5 protein-coding genes are annotated in these 4,534 nt (G+C 74.2%); 3 read left to right on the top strand and 2 right to left on the bottom strand.

Going from position 1 to position 4,534, the window contains the following annotated elements; translation table 11 throughout:
* On the top strand, positions 1-796 hold a 796-nt coding region (gene mqnB / locus NBX02_RS00775), incomplete at its 5' end, for a futalosine hydrolase (protein ID WP_250289562.1).
* A 47-nt stretch (positions 797-843) separates the two neighbouring features.
* On the top strand, positions 844-1,683 hold the full coding sequence (locus NBX02_RS00780) for a 1,4-dihydroxy-6-naphthoate synthase (protein ID WP_250289571.1): 840 nt from the start codon (positions 844-846) through the stop codon (positions 1,681-1,683).
* Positions 1,684-1,817: 134 nt separating this feature from the next.
* Here the strand turns inward: NBX02_RS00780 and NBX02_RS00785 are convergent, their stop codons facing one another.
* The gene (locus NBX02_RS00785; RefSeq protein WP_250289564.1) at positions 1,818-2,213 is read right to left on the bottom strand and encodes a cold shock domain-containing protein; all 396 of its coding nucleotides are present in this window, start codon (positions 2,211-2,213) and stop codon (positions 1,818-1,820) included.
* A gap of 436 nt (positions 2,214-2,649) precedes the next feature.
* Here NBX02_RS00785 and NBX02_RS00790 point away from each other — a divergent pair, with 436 nt between their 5' ends.
* Positions 2,650-2,949: a hypothetical protein gene (locus NBX02_RS00790; RefSeq protein ID WP_250282797.1), complete on the top strand. Its 300-nt coding sequence runs from the start codon at positions 2,650-2,652 to the stop codon at positions 2,947-2,949.
* 89 nt (positions 2,950-3,038) lie between these two features.
* Here the strand turns inward: NBX02_RS00790 and larE are convergent, their stop codons facing one another.
* Positions 3,039-4,457, bottom strand: coding sequence for an ATP-dependent sacrificial sulfur transferase LarE (gene larE, locus NBX02_RS00795; RefSeq protein ID WP_250282795.1), 1,419 nt, complete (start codon positions 4,455-4,457; stop codon positions 3,039-3,041).
* Between the last annotated feature and the right edge of the window lie 77 nt (positions 4,458-4,534).

Genomic DNA, 4,534 nt, shown 5'->3' on the forward strand with positions numbered 1-4,534 from the left:
CGGCCCCTACCTGGGACGCCGCTCCGGCCCGGTGACCGTCCTCGCCGCCGGTGCCGCCGGCCCCGCCGCGGCCGCCGGCACCGCCACCGCGCTCGCCACCGCCCAGGCCACGGGGGAGCCGTTCGACCTGGTCGTCTCCTTCGGGATCGCGGGCGGTTTCGCCGGCCGCGCGGACATCGGCGACCTGGTCGTCGCGGACGAACTGATCGCCGCGGACCTCGGCGCGGAATCCGGCGTCGACGCCCCGCCCGGCGAACCGGGACAGCCACCCGCGCCGGCGTCCGGCGACTTCCTCACCCTGGAACAGCTCGGGCTCGGAGCCTCCACGCTGACCCCCCGCGAGGAGATCAGCCAGGCCCTCACCAGCGTCCTCGCCGGCACCGGGCGCCCGGTGCGGACCGGACCGGTGCTGACCGTCTCGACGATCACCGGAACCGAGCGGCGGGCCGCGGCCCTGGCGCTGCGTTTCGGCCCGGCCGCCGAGGCGATGGAGGGGTACGCGGTCGCGGTCGCGACGGCGGTGTACGGCACGCCCTTCGCCGAGATCCGCGCGATCAGTAACGCGGTCGGGCGCCGTGACCGGGCCAGCTGGGACGTGCCGGGTGCCCTGGCCGGGCTGAGCGCCGCGGCGGCTGCCCTCACCGCCGGCATCGACACCCTCACCGCGGCCCTGCGCGCCACCGGCTCCGGCTCCGGCGGCCCGGCCAGACCAGCCGGCCCTGCCAGACCAGCCGGGCTGGTCAGACCTGCCGGGCCCGCGGGAGCGACAGGACCAGCCCCGGGCGGCACGTCGTGACCGGCAGCGGGACCGACACCGGGACCGGCACGTCGACGATCCCGACGGTGATCCCGACGTCGCCACCGTCCCTGCCGGTCCCGCTGTCGTTGGCGATCTCTCCGTGCCCGAACGACACGTTCGCCTTCCACGCGCTCACGCACGGGCTGGTCGGGGACGGCACCCCGGTCACGGTGACCTTCGCCGACATCGACGTGCTCAACAGCCGCGCCGCCGACGCCCTCGATGACGTCGTCAAGGTCTCCTACGCGGCCCTGCCCTGGCTGCTGGGCTCCTACCAGCTGCTGTCGGCCGGCAGCGCGCTCGGACGCGGCTGCGGGCCGCTCGTGCTGACCGCCGGCCAGGCCGGCCTGCGTGGCGCCCGCGTCGCGATCCCTGGCATGCGCACCACCGCCTACCTGCTGTTCCGCCTGTGGGCGCAGGGACGCGGGGTGAGCGAGATCGACGTCCTCTCCTTTGAGAAGATCATGCCGGCGGTGCGGGACGGGCGGTACGACGCCGGCCTGGTGATCCACGAATCCCGGTTCACCTATCCGTCCTTCGGCCTGACCGCCATCGCCGACCTCGGCGACTGGTGGGAGTCCGAGACCGGCCTGCCGATCCCGCTCGGGGCCGTCCTGGGGCGTCGTCACCTCGACGGCGCCGCGCTGTCGGCGGTGGTACGGGCGAGCGTGGCCGCCGCGTTCGCCGACCCGGAGGCGTCGCGCTCCTACGTCCTCGACCACGCTCAGGAGATGGACCCGGACGTGGCGGACGCCCACATCGGTCTGTACGTCAACGACTACACCCTGCAACTCGGCGACGAGGGTTACGCGGCGGCCGAGGCCCTGCTGGGCCGCGCGACCGCCGCGGGCCTCGTCCCGGCCCTGCCTGCCCCCCTGCGCTGATCCGTAGCGAAGCCGATCCGCACCAGAACCGATCCGCACCAGAACCGATCCGCAGCGAGGCCGGAGCCCGGCCCCGGCCTCGGAATTCTGGGGCGAAGGACGGCGGCCCGCCGCGAGGAGCGGCCGTCAGGCGATCAGACCTCCAACTCGTCGGCGACCGCGTGGACGACCTTCGCCACCTTCTGGGCCGTGCGCCGGTCCGGATAGCGCCCCCGCCGCAACGAGCCCTGCACCTCGTCCAACAGTTTGATCATGTCTTCGACCATGCTGTGGAGCTCGTCCGGGCTGCGCCGCGCCGCCTGCGCGGCGGCCTTCGTCACCGACGGTGGAGCCGCGAGCAGCCGCACCGACAACGCCTGGTCGCCACGGCGGCTCGTGGCAACCCCGAACTCGACCCGGTCACCGGGCTTGAGCCCGTCCACACCGGGTGGGAGCGCGGCCTTGTGGACGAAAACATCACCGCCGTCGTCACGGCTGAGAAAGCCAAAGCCCTTGTCGACGTCGAACCACTTGACTCTGCCGGTGGGCACGGAAGACCTCGTTATGAGTAGCGAAGGGGGACTGCCCGGTGAGATACCGGGGTCTCAAGGCTATCCGGGGACGCGCCGACGAGTGGCCGTCCGTACTTTTTCATCACCGAGCAGTAGCACCCGAATGATGGTCACCCGGCTCTCCTGCAAGCCGGGCCAGCCAGGCCTCCCGGTCGGCCTCCCCGATCCAACGGCCTCCCGAACATGACAGACATGATCGCTCCACTTCTGGCCCACCACCCGGGCCGGCCGCCGGTGACGCGACAACCATGATCGCGTCACCTTTGGCCCTGTAGCTCAGACCGGCCGCCGGTGACGCGACAACCATGATCGCGTCACCTTTGGCCCTGTAGCTCAGACCGGCCGCCGGTGACGCGACAACCATGATCGCGTCACCTTTGGCCAGGGGGGCCGCGGGATCCGTAGGCTGGTACGTGTGGACGATCCAGCGGCCCGTGAGCCAGAGCCCGCTGAGCCCTCGGGGCGCTGGCGGCGGACGGATTTCTTCGTCCGGGCCGCGGTCGTGTCGTTCGCGATCGGCCTCGTCGCCACCGCGGCCATCATCATCCCGTTCTTCTTCGGGGTCACCGAGCGTCCCACCTGGCTCAACGCGGTCGCGGCCGGCGGGCTGACCATCGGCTTCGCCCTCGCCCTGACCGGGATAGCCCTGGCCGTGCTCTCCCCTGCCCCCGTGGACGAGGCCGAACCGGTCGACGCCGAGGGAAACCCGGTCTGACCGGCCGTCCCCCGGCCATCCTCATCGTCCGGCGTCCCTCATCGTCCGGCGCCGCTCATCGTCCGGCGCCGCTCACCGGCCGGCGCCGCTCACCGGCCGGCGCCGTTGTCCCCGGACGTTCGCGCCACGGCCGGCAGCAGCTCGTTCATGGAGCCCGACCGGAACCCACGGGGGTCGACCTCCACCCGCTCGAAGCCCTCGACGACGGCCAGCAGGTCCGGGCGCGCGGCCAGCGCCACCGCCTGGCCGGCGTCCACCTCGACCATCGCCACGTCGCCGAGGTCGCGTACCCGCAGGTCCCGGATGGCGAGCCCGGCGGCGGCCAGCGCCGCCCGCAGCCCGGCCTCCGCGCGCTCGACCCGGGCCAGCCGGGCCGGTGACACCTCGATGCCGTAGGCGATCCGGCTGGCCAGGCAGGCCGCGGCCGGCTTGTCCCAGGTCGACAGGCCCCACCGCCGGGACGCCTCCCGGATCTGCGCCTTGGTCAGGCCGGCGTCCAGCAGCGGGGTACGCGCCCCCCGCTGGGCCGCCGCCCGGATACCCGGGCGGAACCCGGCCACGGCGTCGTCGGCGTTCGTCCCGGTCACCACATGGGCGAGGCCGAGGGAGTCCGCGAGCGGCCGCAGCGTCTCGGTGAGCTCCGCCTTGCAGAAGTAGCACCGGTCCGGCCCGTTGGCCCGGTAGCCCTCGCGTCCCATCTCGTTCGTGGCCGGGGTGAGATGACGGACGCCGAGCCGGGCGGCGAAACCGGCGGCGGCGGCGAGCTCGACGGCCGGCAGGGACGCCGAGCTCGCCGTGGCCGCCACCACCCGGTCGGCGCCGAGCGCCCGGACCGCCGCCGCCAGCAGGAACGCCGAGTCCGCACCGCCGGAGAAGGCCACCAGCACCGAGCCGAGCCCGGCCAGCCGCGCGGCCAGGTCGTCGAGCCGGCCGGGCAGCAGATGGGACGACAGCCAGCCGCCGAACGCGGCCAGGCCGGGCAGGACGACGTCGGCCCCGGCGGCGGCCAGCTCGTCCGCCGGGCACGGGCCGGTGGCCACCGCGACGGCCAGCGCCCCGGCCGCGTGCGCGCCGACGACGTCACCGACATGGTCACCCACGTAGATCGTGACATCGTGGTCGAGCATGGCCCCGGCCTTCGTCTCGGCGAACCGCCAGCCCTCGACCACGTCCACCGCGATGCCGATGTGGGTGAGGCTCGCCCGCGCGAGCGGCTCGCTCTTGGCGGTGACGACGACCACCTGCCCACCGTGGCGACGCACCTGGGCGACCGCGTCGGCGGCTCCCGGCATCGGCAGCGACACCGGCAGCGCGTGGACGGCGTACAGCTCGCGGTAGCGGGCCACCATCTCCGCCACCCGCTCGGGCGGGAACCAGCGGGCGATCTCCTCCTCCAGCGGCGGCCCGAGGCGGGCGGCGGCCGCCGCGCCGTCGATCGCCACCCCCGTCTCGGCGGCCAGCGCGGCGAAGGTGGCCACCACGCCACGCCGAGGGTCCAGCAACGTCATGTCCAGGTCGAATCCGATGACCGGCCCGGCCACCGGAGCGACTGCCGACGCAACGCCGGCCGCCCGGCCGGACCAGA

Source organism: Protofrankia sp. CiP1_Cm_nod1 (genome assembly GCF_920888515.1).
In the GTDB taxonomy this organism is placed as follows: domain Bacteria; phylum Actinomycetota; class Actinomycetes; order Frankiales; family Frankiaceae; genus Protofrankia.